Source organism: Methylobacterium sp. E-041, from assembly GCF_022829665.1.
In the GTDB taxonomy this organism is placed as follows: Bacteria; Pseudomonadota; Alphaproteobacteria; order Rhizobiales; family Beijerinckiaceae; genus Methylobacterium.
This window is the reverse complement of record NZ_JAKSYQ010000037.1, coordinates 36,923-55,993: the sequence shown is the minus strand read 5'-3', so window position 1 is coordinate 55,993 and position 19,071 is coordinate 36,923. Positions and strand designations below refer to the sequence as shown.

The 19,071-nt window shown below is 71.4% G+C and carries 18 protein-coding genes; 6 read left to right on the top strand and 12 right to left on the bottom strand.

Annotated features, from left to right (window positions below; all coding sequences use genetic code 11):
• From MKK70_RS02450 to MKK70_RS02440, 3 genes are all read right to left on the bottom strand, one after another.
• Positions 1–779: PhnA-like protein (locus MKK70_RS02450; protein ID WP_243945651.1), on the bottom strand; the 779-nt coding region annotated here is incomplete at its 3' end.
• A 38-nt stretch (positions 780–817) separates the two neighbouring features.
• On the bottom strand, positions 818–1,162 hold the full coding sequence (locus MKK70_RS02445; protein WP_243931725.1) for a CsbD family protein: 345 nt from the start codon (positions 1,160–1,162) through the stop codon (positions 818–820).
• A 305-nt stretch (positions 1,163–1,467) separates the two neighbouring features.
• Positions 1,468–2,925 (bottom strand): helix-turn-helix transcriptional regulator, encoded by a 1,458-nt coding sequence (locus MKK70_RS02440; protein WP_147726489.1) that lies wholly within the window; start codon positions 2,923–2,925, stop codon positions 1,468–1,470.
• A gap of 700 nt (positions 2,926–3,625) precedes the next feature.
• Here MKK70_RS02440 and MKK70_RS02435 point away from each other — a divergent pair.
• The 3 genes from MKK70_RS02435 to MKK70_RS02425 all read left to right on the top strand — a co-directional run bounded on the left by MKK70_RS02435 (position 3,626) and on the right by MKK70_RS02425 (position 6,732).
• The gene (locus MKK70_RS02435; RefSeq protein WP_243945649.1) at positions 3,626–4,459 is read left to right on the top strand and encodes a thermonuclease family protein; all 834 of its coding nucleotides are present in this window, start codon (positions 3,626–3,628) and stop codon (positions 4,457–4,459) included.
• An 8-nt stretch (positions 4,460–4,467) separates the two neighbouring features.
• Positions 4,468–5,958, top strand: a complete 1,491-nt coding sequence (locus MKK70_RS02430) for a M48 family metalloprotease (RefSeq protein WP_243945659.1) — start codon at positions 4,468–4,470, stop codon at positions 5,956–5,958.
• Between the two features lie 93 nt (positions 5,959–6,051).
• The gene (locus MKK70_RS02425; protein WP_147728876.1) at positions 6,052–6,732 is read left to right on the top strand and encodes a glutathione S-transferase family protein; all 681 of its coding nucleotides are present in this window, start codon (positions 6,052–6,054) and stop codon (positions 6,730–6,732) included.
• Positions 6,733–6,806: 74 nt separating this feature from the next.
• On the opposite strand, the gene MKK70_RS02420 is transcribed toward MKK70_RS02425, so the two are convergent.
• From MKK70_RS02420 to MKK70_RS02410, 3 genes are all read right to left on the bottom strand, one after another.
• Positions 6,807–8,573 carry an ABC transporter ATP-binding protein gene (locus MKK70_RS02420; protein WP_147844649.1) on the bottom strand — a complete coding sequence of 589 codons (1,767 nt, stop codon included), beginning with the start codon at positions 8,571–8,573 and terminating at the stop codon, positions 6,807–6,809.
• A 288-nt stretch (positions 8,574–8,861) separates the two neighbouring features.
• Positions 8,862–10,211 (bottom strand): MFS transporter, encoded by a 1,350-nt coding sequence (locus MKK70_RS02415; protein ID WP_405043836.1) that lies wholly within the window; start codon positions 10,209–10,211, stop codon positions 8,862–8,864.
• Positions 10,208–10,888 (bottom strand): PRC-barrel domain-containing protein, encoded by a 681-nt coding sequence (locus tag MKK70_RS02410; RefSeq protein WP_405043835.1) that lies wholly within the window; start codon positions 10,886–10,888, stop codon positions 10,208–10,210. Before MKK70_RS02410 ends, MKK70_RS02415 begins: the two co-directional genes overlap by 4 nt.
• 363 nt (positions 10,889–11,251) lie before the next feature.
• On the opposite strand from MKK70_RS02410, the gene MKK70_RS02405 reads away from it, so the two are divergent.
• Positions 11,252–11,689 (top strand): hypothetical protein, encoded by a 438-nt coding sequence (locus MKK70_RS02405; protein ID WP_243932292.1) that lies wholly within the window; start codon positions 11,252–11,254, stop codon positions 11,687–11,689.
• A 3-nt stretch (positions 11,690–11,692) separates the two neighbouring features.
• Here MKK70_RS02405 and MKK70_RS02400 read toward each other — a convergent pair whose 3' ends face one another.
• From MKK70_RS02400 to MKK70_RS30495, 3 genes are all read right to left on the bottom strand, one after another.
• On the bottom strand, positions 11,693–12,127 hold the full coding sequence (locus MKK70_RS02400; RefSeq protein WP_243935869.1) for a PRC-barrel domain-containing protein: 435 nt from the start codon (positions 12,125–12,127) through the stop codon (positions 11,693–11,695).
• A 90-nt stretch (positions 12,128–12,217) separates the two neighbouring features.
• A complete protein-coding gene (locus tag MKK70_RS02395; RefSeq protein ID WP_147841307.1) occupies positions 12,218–12,700 on the bottom strand; it encodes a DUF2721 domain-containing protein in 483 nt (160 codons plus the stop codon).
• 117 nt (positions 12,701–12,817) lie between these two features.
• Entirely contained in the window at positions 12,818–12,940 is a 123-nt protein-coding gene (locus tag MKK70_RS30495) for a hypothetical protein (RefSeq protein WP_279603481.1), read from the bottom strand.
• A gap of 215 nt (positions 12,941–13,155) precedes the next feature.
• Between MKK70_RS30495 and MKK70_RS02390 the strand changes: the two genes are divergently transcribed.
• Positions 13,156–13,512 (top strand): SWIB/MDM2 domain-containing protein, encoded by a 357-nt coding sequence (locus MKK70_RS02390; RefSeq protein ID WP_147727136.1) that lies wholly within the window; start codon positions 13,156–13,158, stop codon positions 13,510–13,512.
• A 115-nt stretch (positions 13,513–13,627) separates the two neighbouring features.
• On the opposite strand, the gene MKK70_RS02385 is transcribed toward MKK70_RS02390, so the two are convergent.
• Both MKK70_RS02385 and MKK70_RS02380 read right to left on the bottom strand, forming a co-directional pair.
• The gene (locus tag MKK70_RS02385) at positions 13,628–14,425 is read right to left on the bottom strand and encodes an SDR family NAD(P)-dependent oxidoreductase (protein WP_243945647.1); all 798 of its coding nucleotides are present in this window, start codon (positions 14,423–14,425) and stop codon (positions 13,628–13,630) included.
• A 76-nt stretch (positions 14,426–14,501) separates the two neighbouring features.
• Complete coding sequence (locus MKK70_RS02380; protein WP_243945657.1) at positions 14,502–15,821, bottom strand: MFS transporter; 1,320 nt, start codon at positions 15,819–15,821, stop codon at positions 14,502–14,504.
• Between the two features lie 354 nt (positions 15,822–16,175).
• On the opposite strand from MKK70_RS02380, the gene MKK70_RS02375 reads away from it, so the two are divergent.
• A complete protein-coding gene (locus MKK70_RS02375) occupies positions 16,176–17,177 on the top strand; it encodes an alpha/beta fold hydrolase (RefSeq protein WP_279603482.1) in 1,002 nt (333 codons plus the stop codon).
• Positions 17,178–17,264: 87 nt separating this feature from the next.
• On the opposite strand, the gene MKK70_RS02370 is transcribed toward MKK70_RS02375, so the two are convergent.
• A complete protein-coding gene (locus MKK70_RS02370) occupies positions 17,265–18,956 on the bottom strand; it encodes a methyl-accepting chemotaxis protein (protein WP_243945646.1) in 1,692 nt (563 codons plus the stop codon).
• Positions 18,957–19,071 lie beyond the last annotated feature (115 nt).

Genomic DNA, 19,071 nt, shown 5'->3' with positions numbered 1-19,071 from the left:
GCGGCCTCGGCCGCGACCTTGGCCTTCTGCTTGGCGTCGGCGACGGCGGCGTCGTACTGCTTCTCGTAGTCCTGGATCTGCGTCTTGGCCTGGTCGGTCGGGATGCCCTGGGCCTTGGCCAGCGCGTCGGCGGCGCGGTTCTCGGCCTGGGCCTTCTGGGCCGGATCGCCCGAGAGCAGGGCGCGGACCGCCGAGGCGGCGGCATCGCGCAGGGCCTGCGGGTCCTGGCCGGCCGCCTGCTGGCGCACCGTGTTCTCGATCCCATCGAGCGGGTTCGAGATCTTGGACAGCGAGGGCGCCGCGGCCTGGGCGGCCGTCTGCACGGTGCCGCCGACGAGCGAGCCGGCGCCGCCGAGGGTGCTGGTCACCGCGCCGAACGCGCCGCCGACGAGGCCGCCGACGGCGGAGCTGAGCAGGTACAGCACGACGAGGGTGCTCACCGCCCAGGAGACGAGGCCGTGATAGCCGGCGGTGGCGGCGACGGGCTTGCCCGAGAGGCGACCGGCGAGGAAGCCGCCGACGAGGGCCGCGACGATGCCGGACACGACGAACCAGACGCCGGCGCCCATCGACAGGGTCGAGGCGGCGGGGTTGTCACCGGCGGGATAGCCGACGCTGGACAGGCCGACGCCGACGCCGACCATGTTCAGGATGACCTGCACCACCAGCGCCAGGACGGCGCCGGCGAAGATCGCGCCCCAGGACGCCTGGTGCAGGTGGACGGTGGAGGCTGCGCTCGCCGCGACGGGGGCGGCGGAAATGTTGGACGATGTGGCCACGGTATGCTCCGAAAGACTTGACGCGACGACGAGGGCTGTCAGCGGCGGGAATGGATGAGGAGGGCGAGGCCGTAGCCGACGGCTCCGGCGATCATCAGGGCGACGAAGGGGCTTTCCTCGACCTGATGGCTGACGGCGCGACGGCCCTGGCGGAGGTAGTGGCCGCTGTTCTCGTAGGCGTCCTCGGCGTAGTCCGAGGCTTCGCCGGCGACGTGCCGGACGGCGTCCTTGGCCTGGCCGTAGAGGTTCTCGGCCGACCCCTGGGCTTCGCGGAAGCGGCCCTCGACCGAGTCGTTCCGCGATCCGACGAGATCGCCGACGGCGCCCTGTGCCTTGCCCGCAAATTCTTTCGCTGCGCCCGTGACGCGATCCGTATCGACCATGATGCTCGTCCTGTTGCTTCGAGGTGTGGGAGACGTGTGCGGCGTGTCGCCCCGGCTACGGCATGCGCGTGGACCCGGACGTCGCGTCGGACTTCGAAAAAACTCGTGTTCGCTTCGATCTCGGCCGCGGCGCGCAGGTCGCCGGCGGCTGCCCGATCGAGCTGAGGGCGCGATCCGCACAGATCGCATGTGGTTCGATGCGGCGGGTTGCTGCCCCTGTTCTTGTTGGTCTTGCCTTTATCCTTCGGAGATGGTGACACCCATCGAACAGGCAATGGTATAAAACTACTGGTATTCTGATTTATTCATGTCGGAATGGTCGCCGGCAGGCCGTGCTCGCGCGCCCACACGATCACTTCCGAGCGCTTGTGCAGGCCGAGCTTGCGGTAGAGCGCGGCGGTGTGGTTGCGGACGGTGTTGCGTGACAGGTTCAGCCGCTTGGCGATGGCATCGTCGCTCAGCCCTGCGCAGACCAGGCCGAGCATCTGGCGCTCGCGCACCGTCAGGCTGAGGGTCGGATCCTCGGCGCTCGCCTCGCCCGGGTGGCGCAGGCTCGCGAGCTTCTCGATCAGGCCGCGGCTGAACCAGGAGGTGTCGGCCATCACCGCCTCGATCGCGACGAACAGGTCGCGCTCGGAGCGCTTGCGCTCGGTGATGTCCTGCAGCACCGCCAGCACGAACGCCTCGTCGTTGATGGTGACGCGCTCGGCGGAGACGAGGCAATCGAGGTCTCCGGCCTCCTGGGCGTGCAGGCAGGTCTCCAGCCCGAGGACGGAGCCGGTGCGGATCACCGCGGATTCGAAGCGCTGACGGGCCGCATCCTTGGTCCAGAGACCGATTTCCTCCGGCGTGCGGCCGACGACCTTGTCCTGGCCGTAGCCGAACACCCGGGTGAAGGCCTCGTTGATGCCGGTGACCGCGAAGCCGTCGGCCCGGCACAGCATGGTCGGCACGGGCGTGAGCTGGAACGCCTTGGCGAAGCGCTCCTCGCTCTGGCGCAGCGCCGTCTCGGCCTTCTTGCGCAGCTCGAGGTCGGCGAAGGTGAACAGCATGCACGGCTCGTCGCCCAGCTCCATCGGCTGGCCGGCGACGATCACGAACCGCGTGCCGCCGTCCGGCAGCCCGAGGCAGGCCTCCATCTGCGGGACCGTGGTGCCGGCGTTGAGGCGGGCGATCGCGAGGTCGCGGCTGCGCGCGCCGGCGAGCACGTCGACCTCGTAGACGCTGCGCCCGATCACGGCGTCGCGGGTGTAGCCGGTCATCTCGAGGAAGCCGGTGTTGACCTTGACGTGACGCAGGTCGGACAGGCGGGTGATCACCGCCGGGGCCGGGTTGGCGTTGAAGGTCTTCTCGAACCGCTCCTCCGCCTCGAATTGCGGGGTCACGTTCTGGAGGATCAGCGCGAGGCAGCTCGGCGTCCCGGACGTGTCGGTCGCGACGATGCTGCGGAGCGAATGGACGAAGTCGACGTCCGGCCGGTCGGTGCGGCGCACGTCGACGATGACGTCGTGGAAGGTCTCGCCGCGCACCACCCGCTCGATCGGGTACTGGTCCGGTGGGCGGTTGTTGCGGTAGCGCAGGGAGAACCGGGCCCGGTACTCGTCCACCGTCGCGCCGAGCTCGGCGAGGCTCTCGGCCCCGTGCATGGCGAGCGCGGCCTCGTTCGCCCAGACGATGCGCTGATCGGGCTCGACGAGGATCACCCCTTCGGTCAGGCCGGCGATGATCTGCCGGAGTTCCGATCTGTCGACGCCTGCGGTCACGGGTGGGGCACGTCCTACCAAGGGATCGACCCAGGGTTGGACGATCCCGGCAGCAACAGTTGCGAATGCAACTGGTTCCCGGTCTCGGTTGTTTTCACTGGTACGATCGTCACGCCGCGTTAGTGACCCGGCCTGGTGCAGGGTCCCCGTGATCGATCCAACGCGTCGGCAGCGTCCGTTGCGGACCGGCCGATCGTCCCGCGATCGGCCGCGTCGCATCAGGTGGAATGCGTGGCGTCCCCGGCAGGGCTCGAACCTGCGACCCCAGGTTTCATACCACTTCGGCTTTCGCCGCCGCGGGCGGGTGCCCGCGTTCGTGGCCTGGACTATCCCTTCGCCCTAGGCGCCCGAAGGCGCCCTTAGGTGCCGCCCGTCTAGTCTCTACACCTTCCTGCGCATGGCACTGCGCGGGCTTGGCTCGGGATCGGCAGGATTCCGGCGACCTGGATCGCCGGGACCGGAAGCGTTCCCCGAATTTGAGCGGATCCGCCGCGCGGTTTCCCGATGCGGCGCCCAATTTGCGTTTAGGAAACCTGTGCTCTGTCCAGCTGAGCTACGGAGACGTACCGGAGGTTTGTACCATCGTCGCCGTGCGAGTCCACTGGGCAACCGCGGCTTCGCCGGTGTGGCCGGATCGCCCTGTGCGGATCGCGTCGATCCGGGGCATGCTGCAGCGGACGTCGGAGCGGGAGTCGTGGCGATGGGATGGACGGGGCGGATGCTCGCGGTCGCGGCCTGCGCGCTCGCCGCCTCGGCCGCCCGCGTCGCGGCGGCGCCGCGATCCGGCACGGCCGAGTGCCTTTCCGGGGACGGACGGACGGAGACCCTGTCCGCGGTCGAGCCCCGCGGCGAGCTCGCGCTGGCCTCCGGCGCTCGCGCGGTGCTCGGATCGGTGCGCTGGCCCGACGACCCGGAGATCGCCAAGGCCGCGACCGAGAGGTTGCTGGCTTTGCGCGGCCGCCCGCTGACCGTCGTCGCCCGCGGCGAGGCCGACCGCTGGGGCCGCCTGCGCATCGACGCCCTGTCGGAGGCGGATGGACCGGTCGACCTGGCGGCCGACCTCGTCGGTGCCGGTCTCGCCCAGGTCGATGCCGGCGAGGGCGACGCCCTGTGCCGCCCGGGGCTGCTCGCCGTCGAGGAGGCCGCGCGCACGGCCGGACTCGGGCTCTGGCACCAGCCGTCGCTCGAGGCCTCGGACGGTCCTGGCCTGCGCGCGGCGGCGGGGCGGTTCGTCGTGGTCCAGGGCACGATCCGCCATGTCGGCGAGCGCCCGAGCCGGACCTATCTCGACTTCGCGGCCCGGGGGGAGGACGGGCTCACGGTCACCGTGTCGAAACGCACTTGGCGCAGGATGCGCGAACATGGTTTGAGTGCGGACAGGCTCAGGAACGCGCGGGTGCGGGTGCGCGGGGTGGTCGAGATCCGTCGCGGGCCGACCCTCGACATCGCGGTGCCGGAGACGATCGAAGTGCTGGAGGCGCCCACGGCGATCGCCGGCGCGAGCACGGATGGGGAGCGGGCGCTGCGGCGCTGAACGGCATGATGGGCGGCACGACGCGGAGCGGAACGGGAATTGGGCAGGGCGGCCGCGCGCAGGCGCGTCGCGCGCCGGCGCTCGCCCTGCTGCTCGCGCTCTCGGCCTGCGCCGGCGAGCAGACCGGGGCGGTGCTGGTTCCGGCCGTCGTCTCCGTGCCGCCGGAGGCGCCGCGCACCACCGGCCGTCCCGCCAACGTCACGGATGCCGACCACGCCAAGCTCGTCGCCTCCTTCGGCGGGGAATACCGGTCGCCGGCCACCCTGCGCCTGCTCACCGAGGTGACCGACCGGCTGGTCAGGGCGAGCGACCGGCCCGACCAAACCTACGCGGTGACGCTGCTCGATTCGCCCGTGGTCAACGCCTTCGCCCTGCCGAGCGGCCGCCTCTACGTCACCCGCGGCCTCGTCGCGCTGGCGAGCGACACCTCGGAGATCGCGGCCGTGCTCGCCCACGAGATCGCGCACGTCACGCTGAGCCACGCCACCGCCCGGACCGAGCTCGAGCTGCGCTCGCAGCTCGTCAGCCGCGTGGTCGCCGACGTGCTGAACGATCCGGCCACCGGCGCCCAGCTCCAGAGTCAGTCGCGCTTCGCGCTCGCGCGCTTCTCCCGCGAGCAGGAGCTCGAAGCCGATGCGGCCGGCGTGCGCACCCTGGCGAAGGCCGGCTACGACCCCTACGGCGCCGGCCGCTTCCTCACCGCGCTGAACCGGACCCTGGCGCTGAAGGCCGGCGGCGGCACCGCGGCCGAGCCGGACATGCTCGCGACTCATCCGGGCACGGCCGAGCGCATCGGGCTCGTCACCCGTGCCGCGCGGCGCACCGGGGCCCCGGGCGTCGGCACCGACGACCGCGCAGCCTACCTCGCGGCGATCGACGGGCTGGCCTACAGCGACAACCCCGGCGAGGGCGCGGTGCGCGGGCACCGCTTCGTGCATCCGAGCCTCGGCATCGCCTTCGAGGTGCCGGAGGGCTTCTCGATCGAGAACACCCGCAACGCGGTGCTGGGCACCACCAACGAGGGCAGCCGGCGCCTGCTGTTCGACCAGGTCGAGGCCAAGGACGGCCAGACCCTGGACGCGATCCTCAAGGCGACGTGGAACGACGCGATCGACCCGGCCTCGATCGAGGTCCAGCCGATCGCCGACCATCCGGCGGCGACCGCCCTGTCCCGCGGCAAGGACTGGACCTTCCGGCTCGCCGCGATCCGCGTCGGCGACGCCACCTTCCGCCTGATCATGGCGGCCAAGGGCGCGACCGACCCCGACCCGGCCTTCCGCCGCTGGATCGCGAGCCTGGCCTCGGTCTCGCCGGCCGAGACCGCCTCGCTCAAGCCGCTGCGCCTGCAGATCGTCGTCGCCGCCTCGTCGAACGCCGAGGACCTCGCCCGGCGGATGGCGGTGCCGGACCGCGCACTGGACCGGTTCCTGGTGCTCAACGGCCTTGAGCGCGGCGTGCCGCTGAAGACGGGGCAGAGCTACAAGGTGGTGGTGGAGTAAGCGGGCCCACCGCCCTCCGGCGCGCGCCGGCCTTGCCACCGGTGCCGCGTTCGCGCGATGCCCGACCCGGCCGACACGCAGGATGCGCACCCGATGATCCGCTTCTACTACAACCTCGCGCCGAACCCGATGAAGGTGGCGTTGTGCCTCGAGGAGACCGGGCTCGCCTACGAGCCGATCCCGGTGGACACGCGCAGGGGCGAGCAGTTCGCCGAGACCTATGCCGCGATCAACCCGAACGCCAAGGTGCCGGCGATCGTCGACGGCGACGCCACGGTGTTCGATTCGAACGCGATCCTGCTGCATCTGGCCGAGAAGGCCGGGGCCTTCCTGCCCCACGGCGAGGCGGCCCGCGGCCAGATGCTGTCCTGGCTGATGTTCGTGGCCACCGGGATCGGGCCGTTCTCCGGCCAGTGCGTGCATTTCCGCCACTTCGCGCCGGAGGCCGAGCGGACGGGATACGCCGCCGAGCGCTACGTGTTCGAGGCGCGGCGCCACTGGGGCGTGCTCGACGCCCACCTCGCCGGCCGCAGCTTCGTGCTCGCCGAGTACGGCATCGTCGACATGGCGGTCTGGGGCTGGGCGCGGATGCTGCCCTTCATGCTCGGCGAGGACGCGATCCTCGAATTCCCGAACGTGAAGCGGCTGCTCGACACGGTGAGCGCCCGCCCGGCGGCGCAGCGGGCGGAAAGCCTCAAGGGCCGGCACGCGTTCAAGGCCGAGGTGGACGACGACGCCCGGCGCTTCCTGTTCCGGTCGATGAAGGTCGGCTGAGTTCCGGCGGCGATCGAAACGCCGACCTCCACTTTCCCTCCCCCCCCTGCGGGGGAGGGCAGGGGACGTCCGCCTCAGGCCGCGGCGAGCGCGCCCATCGACATCGATTCCTTCTTCATCAGCTCGCGATAGAACCCGTCGAGATGGGTCAGCTTGTCCGGCGAGCCGTCCTGGATGATGCGGCCGCCCTCCAGAACCACGATCCGGTCGAAGTCCTTGAGGGTCGAGAGCCGGTGGGCGATGGCGATGACCGTGCGGCCCTTCATCAGGTTGGCGAGCGCGTGGCGGATCGCCTCCTCCGACTCGGCGTCCAGCGCCGAGGTCGCCTCGTCGAGGAGCAGGATCGGCGAATCCTTGAGGATCGCGCGGGCGATGGCGATGCGCTGGCGCTGGCCGCCCGAGAGCTTGACGCCGCGGTCGCCGACGATGGTGTCGAATCCTTCCGGCAGGGCGTTGATGAAGTCGGTGCAGTGCGCCGCGTCGGCCGCCTTCCACACGTCCTCGTCCGAGGCCTCCGGCCGGCCGTAGCGGATGTTCTCGCGCAGGGTGCGGTGGAACATCGACACGTCCTGCGGCACGACCGTGATCGCCTCGCGCAGGGATTCCTGCGTCACCCGGTCGATGTCCTGGCCGTTGATCAAGATCTTGCCGCCCTTGGCCTCGTAGAAGCGCTGGATCAGCGAGAACAGGGTCGACTTGCCGCCGCCCGACTTGCCGACGAGGCCGACGCGCTGGCCGGGCTCGAGCACGAGGTCGAAGTCGGTGAAGACCGAGCGCCCGTCCGGGTAGGCGAAGGCGACGTGCTGGAACTCGATGCGCGCGCCGGTGCCCGAGAGCGGCACCGCCTCGGGGTGGTCGATCAGGTCGTGCGGCTGCAGCAGGGTGTGCAGCGCCTCCGAGAGGCGGGCGGTGTGCTGGGTCGCGTCGACGAGCGCCACGGCGAGGTCGCGGGTGGCGGCGAGGATGCGGATGCCCAGCGTGCAGACCAGCACCACCTGGCCGTTGGTCGCCTGCCCCGCCTCCCACATGGTGATCGCCCAGTAGAGCAGGCCGAGCACCGCGAGCACGGTGAGGATCGCGTGCACGATGCGGAGCTTCTCGAGGTAGAGCAGCGAGGAGCGGCGCGCGCGCATCTCCTGGGCGATCGTGCCCTCGAAGCGCACGCCTTCGCGCTTGAACGCGGAGAAGGCGCGCACGAGCGGCATGTTGCCGACGAGGTCCACCATCTCGCCGTCGACGCTCGCGGCCTTCGAGGCGAAGTCGTGGTGCAGCGGCTTGCCGGCCGCCGCCATCTTGAACATCAGCACCACCACGGCGGCGAAGATGCCGGCCAGCACCAGGGCCATCGTGACGTTGACGCTGCCGATGTAGAGAATCGAGCCGAAGGCCGCGACGCAGGGCGGCATCACGTTGAACACGAACATGTTCTCGACCGTGAAGATCGCGTTCGAGGTCGCGGTGATGCGCGAGGCCAGCGTGCCCGGCTGCCGGTCGGCGAAGAAGCTCGGGGAGTGCCCGGTCATGTGCCGGAACAGGTCGCGGCGGATGTCGCCGGTGACGCCGACGAAGGTGAACGAGCCGACGAGCGAGGCCACGCGCCAGAGCATGTTGTCGGCGGCGATGAAGGCGATGAGGACCGCGAGCGCCCCCCAGACGAGGTTCGCCTGCGGCCCCTTGCTCAGCGCGTCGACCACGCCCTTCAGCGCGTAGTCGGTCGAGACCGAGAAGCCGACGGCGCCGAGCACCGCGATCAGGATCACCGCATGCGGCAACGCCCGGCGCCGCAGGTAGCGGCCCACGAAGGCGAAGGGCCGGTCGGCGTATTGGCAGAGGTCTTCCATCGCGATGAGCATCTCGATTTCAGGCGACGCGGAGGGCCGGCGGAAGGGGGAGGGGCGAAGGGGGTGATGACGCGGTGAGCGACGGGGCGGTCGACACGAGGAATGCGTTGGCGGATGGCACTACGACGGGACGCGGATAAAAATAAGCGCCGGCGGGGCAACGCAACAGCCTCGTCAACCGTTGCGTGAGCCCGTTCCTGCGCCGCGCTTTTATCGCACGAAGCTGAACGCCGTTTGACCGGTATGCGATTCCGGTGCCGGACCGCCCCGTGCAGGCCGCGAGAATCCTCATCGTGCCGCCCCGCGCCGGGTCTCGGGCATGATCAGCGCGACGAGGGCGAAGGCGCCGGCCCCGACGAGCGCCAGCCCGAGGAAGGCGGTGTGGCTGCCGAGCCGGTCGGCCAGGATTCCGGCGAGCGAGGTCGAGAGCGCGGCCCCGATCCCCATGGCGGTGCCGACCGCGCCGAGCGCGAGGTTGAACCGGCCGGTGCCGCGGGTGAGGTCGGAGACGACGAGGGGCACCATCACCCCGAGCACCGCGGCCGAGATGCCGTCGAAGACTTGGATCGAGACCAGCATGTAGGGGTTGTCGGTGTAGGCGAAGAGCAGGCCGCGGATCGGAAGCGCGGCGAACCCCGCCAGCAGCACCGGATAGCGGCCGAAGCGCTCCGCCGCCCGGCCGACGGCGGGGGCCAGCACCGCCAGCACCGCCTGCGGGACCATGATGCAGGCGGCGACGAGCGCCGTCGCGGTCTCGCTCGCCCGCAGCGTCAGGACGCTGCCGACGAGCGGCAGCATCGCGGCGTTGGCCAGGAAGAACAGCGTCATGCAGGCCGCGAAGCTGAGGAGCGCGCGGTTGGTCAGCAGGGCCTTCACGCCGCCCGCCGCCGCGTCGCCGCTGCGGGGCTCGGCCTCCTGCGTCCGCACGCCGGCATCGATCTCCTCGGCGCGGATCGCCGAGAGCGCCATGATCGTCGGCACCACCAGGGCGGCGGTGAGGTAGAACACCGCGTCGTTCGACAGGTAGTAGCCGCAAGCGCCCATGCCGGCGGCGGCCACCGCGTTGCCCATCGCCTGGAAGCTGGCGTTGCGCCCGAGGCGCTCGCCGGCGCGGGCATGGCCGACGAGGCCGATGCTGATCGCGGCGATCGCCGGCGTCAGGATGCAGCTCGCGGCCGAATGCACCGCCATCGCGAGCAGGACGATGAGGAAGTTCGGCCACAGCGCCAGCGCCAGCGCGCTCGCCGAGATCGCGGCGACCGACACGCCGGCCGCGAACCGCTTCGAGCGCATCGCGTCGACGAAGGCGCCGCCGGGGACCTGGCCGAGCAGGCTGACCAGGCTGCCGACGGTGAGCGCGAAGCCGATGTCGGACTGGGTCCATTTCGACTGGGTGAAGTACACCGCCAGGAACGGGCCGAACCCGGTCTGCAGGTTGGCGACGAAGAAGGCGAACAGATCGAGCCCGCGCCGGCTCGCGCGCGACAGCCCGTCCGCGCCGGCGGCCGCGGGCGCCGGCTCGACGGTCGGCTCGCGCAGCCGGACCGGACGGGCGCGGACCTCGTGGTCGAGCCTCGCCTGGCGCTGCGCCTCGCGGGGGGGGATGACGCGGCGGTCCTTCGGTCGCGCCACCGTCACTTATCGGGCACCTTCTCAGCGGCCGGCTTGTCCGCGGGCTTCGCGGCGGGCGCGGGCGCGGGCGGCGCCGGCACGGCGGCAGGCGCCGGTGCGGCCGTGGGGGCGGGCGCGGGCTGGGCGGCGGCCGGTGCCGTCGCCTGCTCGCCGTCCGGGCCGGGGCTCGCCGGGCCGAGGACCACGATCGGCTCGCCGGCCTTGTATTCGGGCGAGACGCGGACCTGATTGCGGCTCAGCTGCAACGACAGCCGCCCGACCTTGCCGTCGGAGGTGAAGCGGAGCGCCCGCCAGTCGACTGCGATCTTGCGCGAGCCGACGCCGAGGAAGCCGCCGAAATCGATGATCGCCGCGCGCGGGCGCCCCTCCTTGTCGATGATCAGGTCGATCACCCGGCCGAGCTCGTCGCCGTTGGCGCTGCGCACGCTCTTGCCCAGCACGCTCTCGTAATCCTGGGTGTCGAGGACGGTGGCGGGGGTGCCCTGCTGGGCCTGCGGCGGCGCGGTCGGGGCGACCGGGGGCGGCGCGGCCGGCGTCGCCGGCGCGGTCTCGCTGCCGGCCGGCGGGGTCTGCGGCGCGGGCGTCTGCGCCATCGGCGCCTGAGCCATGACGGACGCGCTCCCGAGGAGGGCGGTCCAGAGGGTGATCGTCGCGGTCGCGATCATCCGGATCGGTGTGGTCACGCAAGGTCCTCAAGTGCTGGCGTTGGCGCGGCGCGGCCGTGGCGACGCGCGGGTGTCTCCGCCGCATCGTCATGGGTTACGAGAGCACGACCTTCGCATGCCGTTCGACCAAGGCGAAGTTGTGAATCGCGTCCGGTCGCCCGACCCGCACGTTTTGGTGTGCAGGTTTCGCGCCGCACGTTTCGGGCCGCGTGCATCCGCTCCGATGCTCCCGATCGGTCGGCGAAGGCCTCGCGCCGCGTCCCGGGATGGACGCGGCGGCGTCTGGTTTTCGCCCAAACTGCATCGTAGAGAGGCCGTCAACGACATGACGGCGGCCCGGTCCCACCTTGGCCGCCACGAGAAGACAGGACTTCACCGCCCATGGCTGCCTCGCCTCTGCCTGCCTCGCCTTCGACCGCCGCGGGTCGCCTCCGCCGCCCGCTCGCGCTGACGGCCACCGCCCTCTGCCTCGGCGCGGCCCTGGCCGGATGCCAGGCGCTCGGCGGGGCGCTGGGCGGCGGCGGCGGCGTGATGCCGGCGGCCGAGGTCGGGCCGCCGCCGTCGCTGCGCGGCGCCCTTCCGGGCCGCGAGGCGCGCATGGCCAACGTCGATGCCGACGGGCGCCCGCTGGCGACGGCGCCGACCCGGACGCTCGACCTGCCCAAGGACAAGCGCAACGACGCGCGCGCCGCGAACGACGGCGCGCGCCGCATCCGCCGCGAGGAGATCGACGGCGAGCCCACCAGCGGCGGGTCGTCGGGCGGCATGACGCCGTCCCTGACGCCCGGCGGCAGCGTCGGCCTCGGCGGCAAGTTCTGATCGTCAGGCCGCTTTCGGGCCGCGACCGTAATAGTCGTCGAGCCGGCCGCCATAGGCCGGATCGGCGAAGCCGTCCTCGCCGGCGCCGTGGCTCGGCGCGCCGGCGAGCGTCGCCGGGTCGATGTCCACCACGTAGCCGCCGAGCGCGACGCTGTAGGTCAGCGCCTTCCACGGCAGCGGGTGGTGGTTCTCGCCAAGCCCCAGGAACCCGCCGAAGGCGAGCACCGCGTAGGCGACCTGGCCCGAGACCTTGTCGACCATGAAGTTGTGCACCGCGCCGAGGTGCTTGCCGGCGGCATCGTAGACCGCCGTGCCCTCGACCTTGTTGGAGGCGATCAGCCGGACGGTCTCGTCGATGGCGACGCCCTCGGCCGAGGGGTCGAGCTCCATCGAGCCGGCCTTGCGGATGCTGCGCTCGTTGGGAAGATCTGTCGGCATCGCGATACCCTTTCGCAGGACTGCACGGGCCCGGCATCCCGGGCGTTCGCAGGGGAAAGCTCGGACCCGCGATGGGTTCCGCGGGCCCCTTCAGCCTTCCGGGCCGGCTTCCGCCTCAGCGCGCCGCAGGGCGACACGGTTGCGCACGCCGCGGCTCGCGAACAGCATCTCGGTCCCGAAGGCGACCAGCGCCAGGAGCGTGCACAGGATCGCCGTGCCGAACAACGCGAACAGCACGCCAGCCACGGTGGCGTCGCGCAGCGCGCCGACGAACAGCGTCAGGACGGCGCCGCAGGTCGAGACCCCCGAAAGCGCCGCGAGCACCACGGCCGCGTCGAGCAGCAGCGCCCGCAGCCGCAGGCGGTCGAGCCGGTGGCCGAGGCGGCGGCGCTCCGCCTCGCTCGCGCCCGCGAGCAGGCTCGACGCCCGCTCCGCCTGATCCGACACGCGGGCGAGGCGCGCGCCGAAGACGTTGAGCAGGGTCGCCACCCCGGACAGCAGGAACACCGGCGTCAGCGCCACCTGGATGATGTGCGCGATGCCGTCGAGGGTGTTCGGCTCGAGGCTCGACATGGGCAGAGGGTTCCGCGGCGCGAGGAGGAAGGCGGGAGGGCCGTCCTCCGACGCCGCCAACGTCCGGGCGGCCGGACGGTTCGCGAGGATCCGGCGTCCGCTCCGGCCTTCGCGCCCTCAGATCAATCCGCCGCCATGCGGTTGATCGCAAGCATTCGGCTCGGCGGCGATGCCGATGCCGAGCCCGAGGACCAGGGCGAACGCGGAGACGAAAGCGAGGGCGAGGGCGGTGCTGACCATGCCCGGATCTGTCCTCCGGTTGGGTGAAGAAAGGGTTTCGCGGCGCGAAAACCGGTGCCGAAGCCGCCCGCCGGCGCCACACCCTGTGGATGATGAAGGGAACTGTTCCAGTTTTCCCTTGGAACGGCTGCGCTAGCCCTTAGTTCTTGCTGCTATGCTCACCCCTGCTGCGGGGATGTCACGTTCACGCTCGCAGCGAGAACCGGAGGAACCCCATGGCAACCAAGACGACGGAAAAGGCCGCCCCGAAGGCTGCGAAGGAGACCAAGGACGCCAAGCCCGCGAAGGCTGCAGCGCCCAAGGCGACCAAGGCCGCCGCCGGCGCCAAGCCGAACGCCCTGCAGCAGCCGCTGAAGCCCTCGGCCGATCTCGGCGCCATCGTCGGCACCAGCCCGATCCCGCGCGGCGAGGTCGTCAGCAAGGTCTGGGAATACATCAAGAAGCACAACCTCCAGAACCCGGAGAACAAGCGCGAGATTCTCGCCGACGACAAGCTCAAGAAGGTCTTCGGCAAGGACAAGTGCAGCATGTTCGAGATGAACAAGCACCTCGCCGCCCACCTCAAGGCCTGAGCCGCGCCGGACCCGTCGTCGGGTCGATTCGGAGACGCGGTTCCCGGATCGTCCTGCTTCGACGGTGCGCTCGAACGGGGCGGCGCCACGCCGCCCCGCACGACCCGATCAGGCGTCAGGCGATGTTGCGCAGGACGCCGCCATCCACCCGAAGCGCCGCGCCGCTGGTCGCGCTCGCCGCCGGGCTACAGACATAGGCCACCATGTTGGCCACTTCCTCGACGCTGGCCAGCCGTCCGATCAGCGATGTCGGGCGGTGCTCGGCGACGAACTGGCGGCCGAGCGCGTCGAGATCGGCCTCGCCCGATCCGCCGGCCATCTGCTTCATGAAATCGGCGACGCCCTCAGACAGGGTCGGCCCCGGCAGCACGCTGTTGACCGTGACGCCGGTGCCCGAGACCGTCTCGGCGAGCCCGCGCGAGACCGCGAGCTGCGCCGTCTTCGTCATCCCGTAATGGACCATCTCGACCGGGATGTTGATGCCCGACTCGCTGGCGATGAAGACCACGCGGCCCCAGCCCCGCGCCACCATCCCCGGCGCGTAGGCGCGCGACAGCCGCACGCCGCTCATCACATTGACGTCGAAGAAGCGCTGCCAGTCGCCATCGGGGATGTCGAAGAACGGCTTCGGCTCGAAGATCCCCGTGTTGTTGACCAGGATGTCGACGTCCGGCAGCGCCGCGACCAGCGCGGCGACCCCGTCGGCCATCGCCACGTCGCCGACCGCCGCGAAGGCCTCGCCGGCCTGGGTCTTCCCGCGCAGGGCCGCGATGGCCGCCTCGACCCGTTCCGCGGTGCGCCCATTGATGCCGACGCTGGCGCCGAGGTCGAGGAGCGCCTGGGCGATCCCGAAGCCGATGCCGCCGGTGGAGCCGGTGACGAGGGCGCGGCGGCCCTTCAGGTTCATGTCCATTTCGGTCGATTCCTGGTTGCCGCGATGTCTCGCGATGCCGATCAACGCGCCGGTCCGGCCCCGGGTGGCATGCAGCCTATCCGGCTCTGCCCCGCCGCAGAACGCTGGTGCAGCCGCCGAACACGGCGAGCGCCACCGCGGACCACAGCGCCAGCGACACCGCCCGCTCCGGCCCGGCGCCCTGGGTCATCCCGAAGATCACCGCCACCATCGCCGCGCCGAGGGATTGGCCGGTGAGCCGCGCCGTCGACTGCATGCCGCTCGCCCAGCCGCTGCGCTCGCGCGGGGCGGCGGTGATGATGACCTTGTTGTTCGGCGTCTGGAACAGGCCGAAGCCGAGGCCGCTCAGCGTCAGCCGCCAGACGATGTCGAGGGTCGCCGGGTGCGCCGGCAGCAGCGCCATCGCGGCGATGCCCGACGCCATCAGCGCGAGGCCGATGCCGCCGAGCAGCCCCGGCGGGTAGCGGTCGGCGAGCCGCCCGGCGACCGGCGCCATCGCCGCGATCGCGATCGGCCAGGGCGTCATCAGGAAGCCGGTCTGCGTGCCCGAGAGGTGCAGCACGTCCTGGAAATAGAAGGGCAGGGCGATGTAGGCGCTCATCTGCGCCGCGAACGAGGCGATCGAGGTCGCCATCGACAGCGCGAAGGCCGGGATCCGCAGGAGGTCCACCGGCAGCAGCGGAGCCCGCAGGCGCAGCTGGTACAGCACGAACACCGCGCCGACCGCCACGGCGCCCGCGATCTCGGCGAAGGCGATCGCCCGCCCGTCGGCGTCGCCGAGGCGGTCGACGCCGACGATCAGCAGGCCGAAGGTCAGCGCGTTCAGCACCGCGCTCAACGCGTCGAAGCGCGCGCCGCTGCGCGGCGTCGCCGGCAGCGTCCGCGAGGCGACGAGGAAGGCGAGGCCGCCCACCGGCAGGTTGACCAGGAACAGCCACGGCCAGGACGCCACCGAGAGGATCGCGGCGGCGACCGTCGGGCCGGCCGCGGAGGCGACGGCGACGACGAGCGCCACGTTGCCGACGCCGCGGCCGATCATCCGGTGGGGATAGATGAAGCGCACCAGCGCGATGTTGACGCTCATCACGCCGGCGGCGCCGAGCCCCTGCGCCAGGCGCCCGGCGATCAGGAAGCCGAGGCTCGGCGCGAAGGCGCAGGCGAGCGAGGCCGCGACGAACGCCGCCAGCCCGGCGAGGTACACGCGCTTGTAGCCGAGGATGTCGCCGAGGGAGGCGAAGGGCAGGAGCGCCGCCGTCACCGCGATCTGGTAGCCGTTGACCACGAAGATCGCCGCGGCCGGATCGACCGCGAGGTCCTTGGCCATCACCGGCAGCGCCACGTTGACGATCGCCCCGTCGAGCACCGCCATGGTCATGGCGAGCGACACCGCCGCCATCGCCAGCAGGCGCTCGCGCGGGGGAAGCCCGTCGGCCGGCCTCGCGGCGGCCGGGCTCCCGTCGCCGAGGCCGCTTGCCGCCTGCGCTTCCTCCTCCGCCCCGCGGATCGCGCGTCGTCCGGACGATCCGGCCGTCTCGGTCATCGTCGAAAACCTCGTTCTGGGCCGACCCCGGCCGCCGGCCGCCGTGGGTCCGCCTGGCGCTTGCGCCCGCACATAGCGGCTTCACGCAGGCTTGAGCAGCGCACCGGTGACATGGCCGCGGGATCCTTCGCCCGTGCGCCGCTTTTCCGCCTTCGCGACGCGCCATCGCGTCGTCGCCTCGATCCGACGGATGACGCCCCGATGCCGACGATGACGCGGACCACCGCCCTGCTGCTCGCCCTGTTGCCGCTGATGCCGATGGCGGCGCCGGCGCAGGAGGCACCGCCGCTCGGGATCGGGCTGGAAGGCTTCGCCTACCCGTATCCGGTGCGCTTCCTCGCGCTGTCGCGCGACGGCGAGGCCCAGCGCCTCGCCTACATGGACGTGGCGCCGACCGGCACGGCCAACGGCCGCACGGCATTGCTGCTGCACGGCCGCAACTTCCCGGCGAGCTACTGGGCGCCGGTCGTCGCGGCGCTGACGGGCGCGGGCTACCGCGTGGTCGCGCCCGACCAACTCGGCTTCGGCAAGTCCTCGAAGCCCATCGGCCCGTTCACCTTCGACGCGATGGCCGCCGACACCGTCGCGCTGCTCGATCACCTGAACCTGCGCCGGGTCGACGTGGTCGCCCACTCGATGGGCGGGATGCTGGCCGTGCGGTTGGCACGCAACGCCCCCGACCGGGTCAACAGCCTCGTCCTCGAGGCGCCTCTCGGCCTCGAGGATTACCGCTTCAGCGTGCCGCCGGTCGCCAACGACACCCTGCTCAAGCGCGAGGGCGAGCTCACGGCGGCCGCCTACCGCCGGCAGCTGATGACCAGCTACGCGCTCTCGCTGCCGGAATCGGCGATCGAGCCGTTCGTCGAGGTACGCGAGCGGGTGAAGGGAGCGGGCGAGTATCCGCGCTGGCTGCAATCGTTCGTGAACTCCTACACCATGATCTGGGGCCAGCCGGTGGTGCACGAGATCCCGCTGCTCCCGATGCCGACCCTGTTCGTCATGGGCGGCGCCGACCACAACGCGCCGGGCAAGCCCTACGCCCCGCCGGACCTCGCCGCGAGGATGGGCCGCAACGCCGACAACGCGACGGCGCTGGCCGCGAAGATGCCGAATGGCCGGGCGATCGTGTTCGCGGGCATCGGCCACCTCGTCCACATGGAGGCGACCGACCGCTTCGACGCCGCGATGCTGGAGTTCCTCGACGGGCATTGACCGCCCGGTGTCGCGGCGGAGGCCCGCGAACGGAGGAAGGCCGGGCACGATGCCCGGCCTCGGAGCCGCCCCGGAAAGCCCGGCGGCTTAGGCGGCACGAACGGTGGCGAGGAAGCGGGCGACCTCCGCGCCCAGATGCTCCGACTGACGCGACAGTTCGGACGCCGAGGCCAGCACCTGCGCGGCCGCGGCGCCGGTCTCCTCCGAAGCCTGCGCGACGCCGGCGATGTTGCCGGTGACCTCGCTCGTGCCGGCGGAGGCCTGCGCGACGTTGCGCACGATCTCCTGGGTCGCCGCACCCTGCTCCTCCACCGCCGCCGCGATCGACGCGGCGACCGCGTCGATCTCGCGGATGCGCATCGAGATGGTCCCGATCGCCTGCACCGCCCCTTGCGTCGAGGTCTGGATCTGGGCGATCTGGCTGCCGATCTCGGCGGTGGCGCCGGCCGTCTGGTTGGCAAGCTCCTTCACCTCGGCGGCGACCACCGCGAAGCCGCGCCCGGCCTCTCCGGCGCGCGCCGCCTCGATGGTGGCGTTGAGCGCCAGCAGGTTGGTCTGGCCGGCGATGTTCGAGATCAGCCCCACCACGTCGCCGATCTTGGCGGCCGCCTGGCTCAGTTCGTGAACCAGGCGTCCGGTCTGCTCCGCTTCGGAGACCGCCGTCTGCGCGAGGTCGGCCGAGCCGGAGACCTGCCGCCCGATCTCCTGGACCGACGAGCCGAGCTCTTCCGCCGCCGCCGCCACGGTATTCACGTTGGAGGCCGCCTCCTCGGCGGCGGCCGCCACGGTGGACGATTGGCTGGCCGTCTCCCGGGCGGTCGCGGTCATCGTCTGGGCGGTGGCCTGCAGCTCGGTGGCGGAGGAGGACACCATGCCGACGATGCCGCCGACCGCCCGTTCGAACCCGTCGGCCAGCTCCGCCATGACGCGCTTGCGCTCGGAGGCCGCCGCCGCGTCGGCGATGCCCTTGATCTCCGCCTGCTCGGCGGCCTTCCGGGCAACCATGGCCGTGATGCCTTCGACGGCCCGGCCGACGGAGCCGACCTCGTCGCCGCGGCGCGCCTCGGCGATCTGCGCATCGATCTCGCCGTTTTCCATACGCCGGAGGACGACGACCAGCCGACCCAGCGGACGCGTGATGCCGACGATCGACACCAGGGTCGCGGCGACGAGGCCGACCAGGAGGCCGAGAGCGGCCAGCGCCATCAGGGTGTAGCGCGTCGCATTCGTCTGATCGGTCAGGACGTCGGACTGATGCTCCATATAGGCGGCAATGTCGTGCGCGAGCCTGCTGCCTTCGTCCGTCATGGTGGCGAAGGTCGGATCGATGGCGCGGTGCACGAGGGCTATGGCGTCCGCGTTCTCGTTCGCGGTGCCGAGCCTGCGCACCTCGGTCACGTCCTTGAGGAACCGGTCGACCCGGGCGTTCTGCGCCTCGACGCGCGCGCCGAAGGCAGGCGCCTGCTCGCGGAGGTCGGCCAGCGCCTGCCTCATGTTGGGCAGCACCGCCTCGAAGCCCGCATTGGCGCTCTTGATCTGGGCCTCGTCGGTCTCGGCGATGATGCGGTAGACCCAGTAGTTGAGCTCGAACATCAGGCCGTTTGCCCGGCGCACGCTCGCGACGCCTTTCGCCTCGTGGACGATCAGGAGGCTGTAGGCGTCGTCGATCGTGGTCATGCGCGCCTGCGCATACCAGACGCACCCACCGACGACGACGGCGATCGATGCGATCACGGCAATGAGCTTCGGCAGGATTTTGATGTTTGAAAGACGGAGCATCGATCTATCCGATCACGTTGGACAGCCGAAGATCGCCCGGGATGGCTTAAATCGCGGTTAACCAATACCTCTGCAGATCTTGGGGCGGGCTCACGAATGCTCACGGGTTCGTGAG

Coding starts and splice junctions, on each gene's coding strand:
- MKK70_RS02425 (WP_147728876.1), top strand. CDS start 6,052: ATGATCCGCTTCTACTACAACCTCGCGCCGAACCCGATGAAGGTGGCG.
- MKK70_RS30495 (WP_279603481.1), bottom strand. CDS start 12,940: ATGGTCAGCACCGCCCTCGCCCTCGCTTTCGTCTCCGCGTTCGCCCTG.
- MKK70_RS02430 (WP_243945659.1), top strand. CDS start 4,468: ATGGGCGGCACGACGCGGAGCGGAACGGGAATTGGGCAGGGCGGCCGC.
- MKK70_RS02385 (WP_243945647.1), bottom strand. CDS start 14,425: ATGGACATGAACCTGAAGGGCCGCCGCGCCCTCGTCACCGGCTCCACC.
- MKK70_RS02445 (WP_243931725.1), bottom strand. CDS start 1,162: ATGGTCGATACGGATCGCGTCACGGGCGCAGCGAAAGAATTTGCGGGC.
- MKK70_RS02380 (WP_243945657.1), bottom strand. CDS start 15,821: ATGGCGGCGGTGTCGCTCGCCATGACCATGGCGGTGCTCGACGGGGCG.
- MKK70_RS02370 (WP_243945646.1), bottom strand. CDS start 18,956: ATGCTCCGTCTTTCAAACATCAAAATCCTGCCGAAGCTCATTGCCGTG.
- MKK70_RS02400 (WP_243935869.1), bottom strand. CDS start 12,127: ATGCCGACAGATCTTCCCAACGAGCGCAGCATCCGCAAGGCCGGCTCG.
- MKK70_RS02390 (WP_147727136.1), top strand. CDS start 13,156: ATGGCAACCAAGACGACGGAAAAGGCCGCCCCGAAGGCTGCGAAGGAG.
- MKK70_RS02395 (WP_147841307.1), bottom strand. CDS start 12,700: ATGTCGAGCCTCGAGCCGAACACCCTCGACGGCATCGCGCACATCATC.
- MKK70_RS02435 (WP_243945649.1), top strand. CDS start 3,626: ATGGGATGGACGGGGCGGATGCTCGCGGTCGCGGCCTGCGCGCTCGCC.
- MKK70_RS02405 (WP_243932292.1), top strand. CDS start 11,252: ATGGCTGCCTCGCCTCTGCCTGCCTCGCCTTCGACCGCCGCGGGTCGC.
- MKK70_RS02375 (WP_279603482.1), top strand. CDS start 16,176: ATGACGCGGACCACCGCCCTGCTGCTCGCCCTGTTGCCGCTGATGCCG.
- MKK70_RS02420 (WP_147844649.1), bottom strand. CDS start 8,573: ATGGAAGACCTCTGCCAATACGCCGACCGGCCCTTCGCCTTCGTGGGC.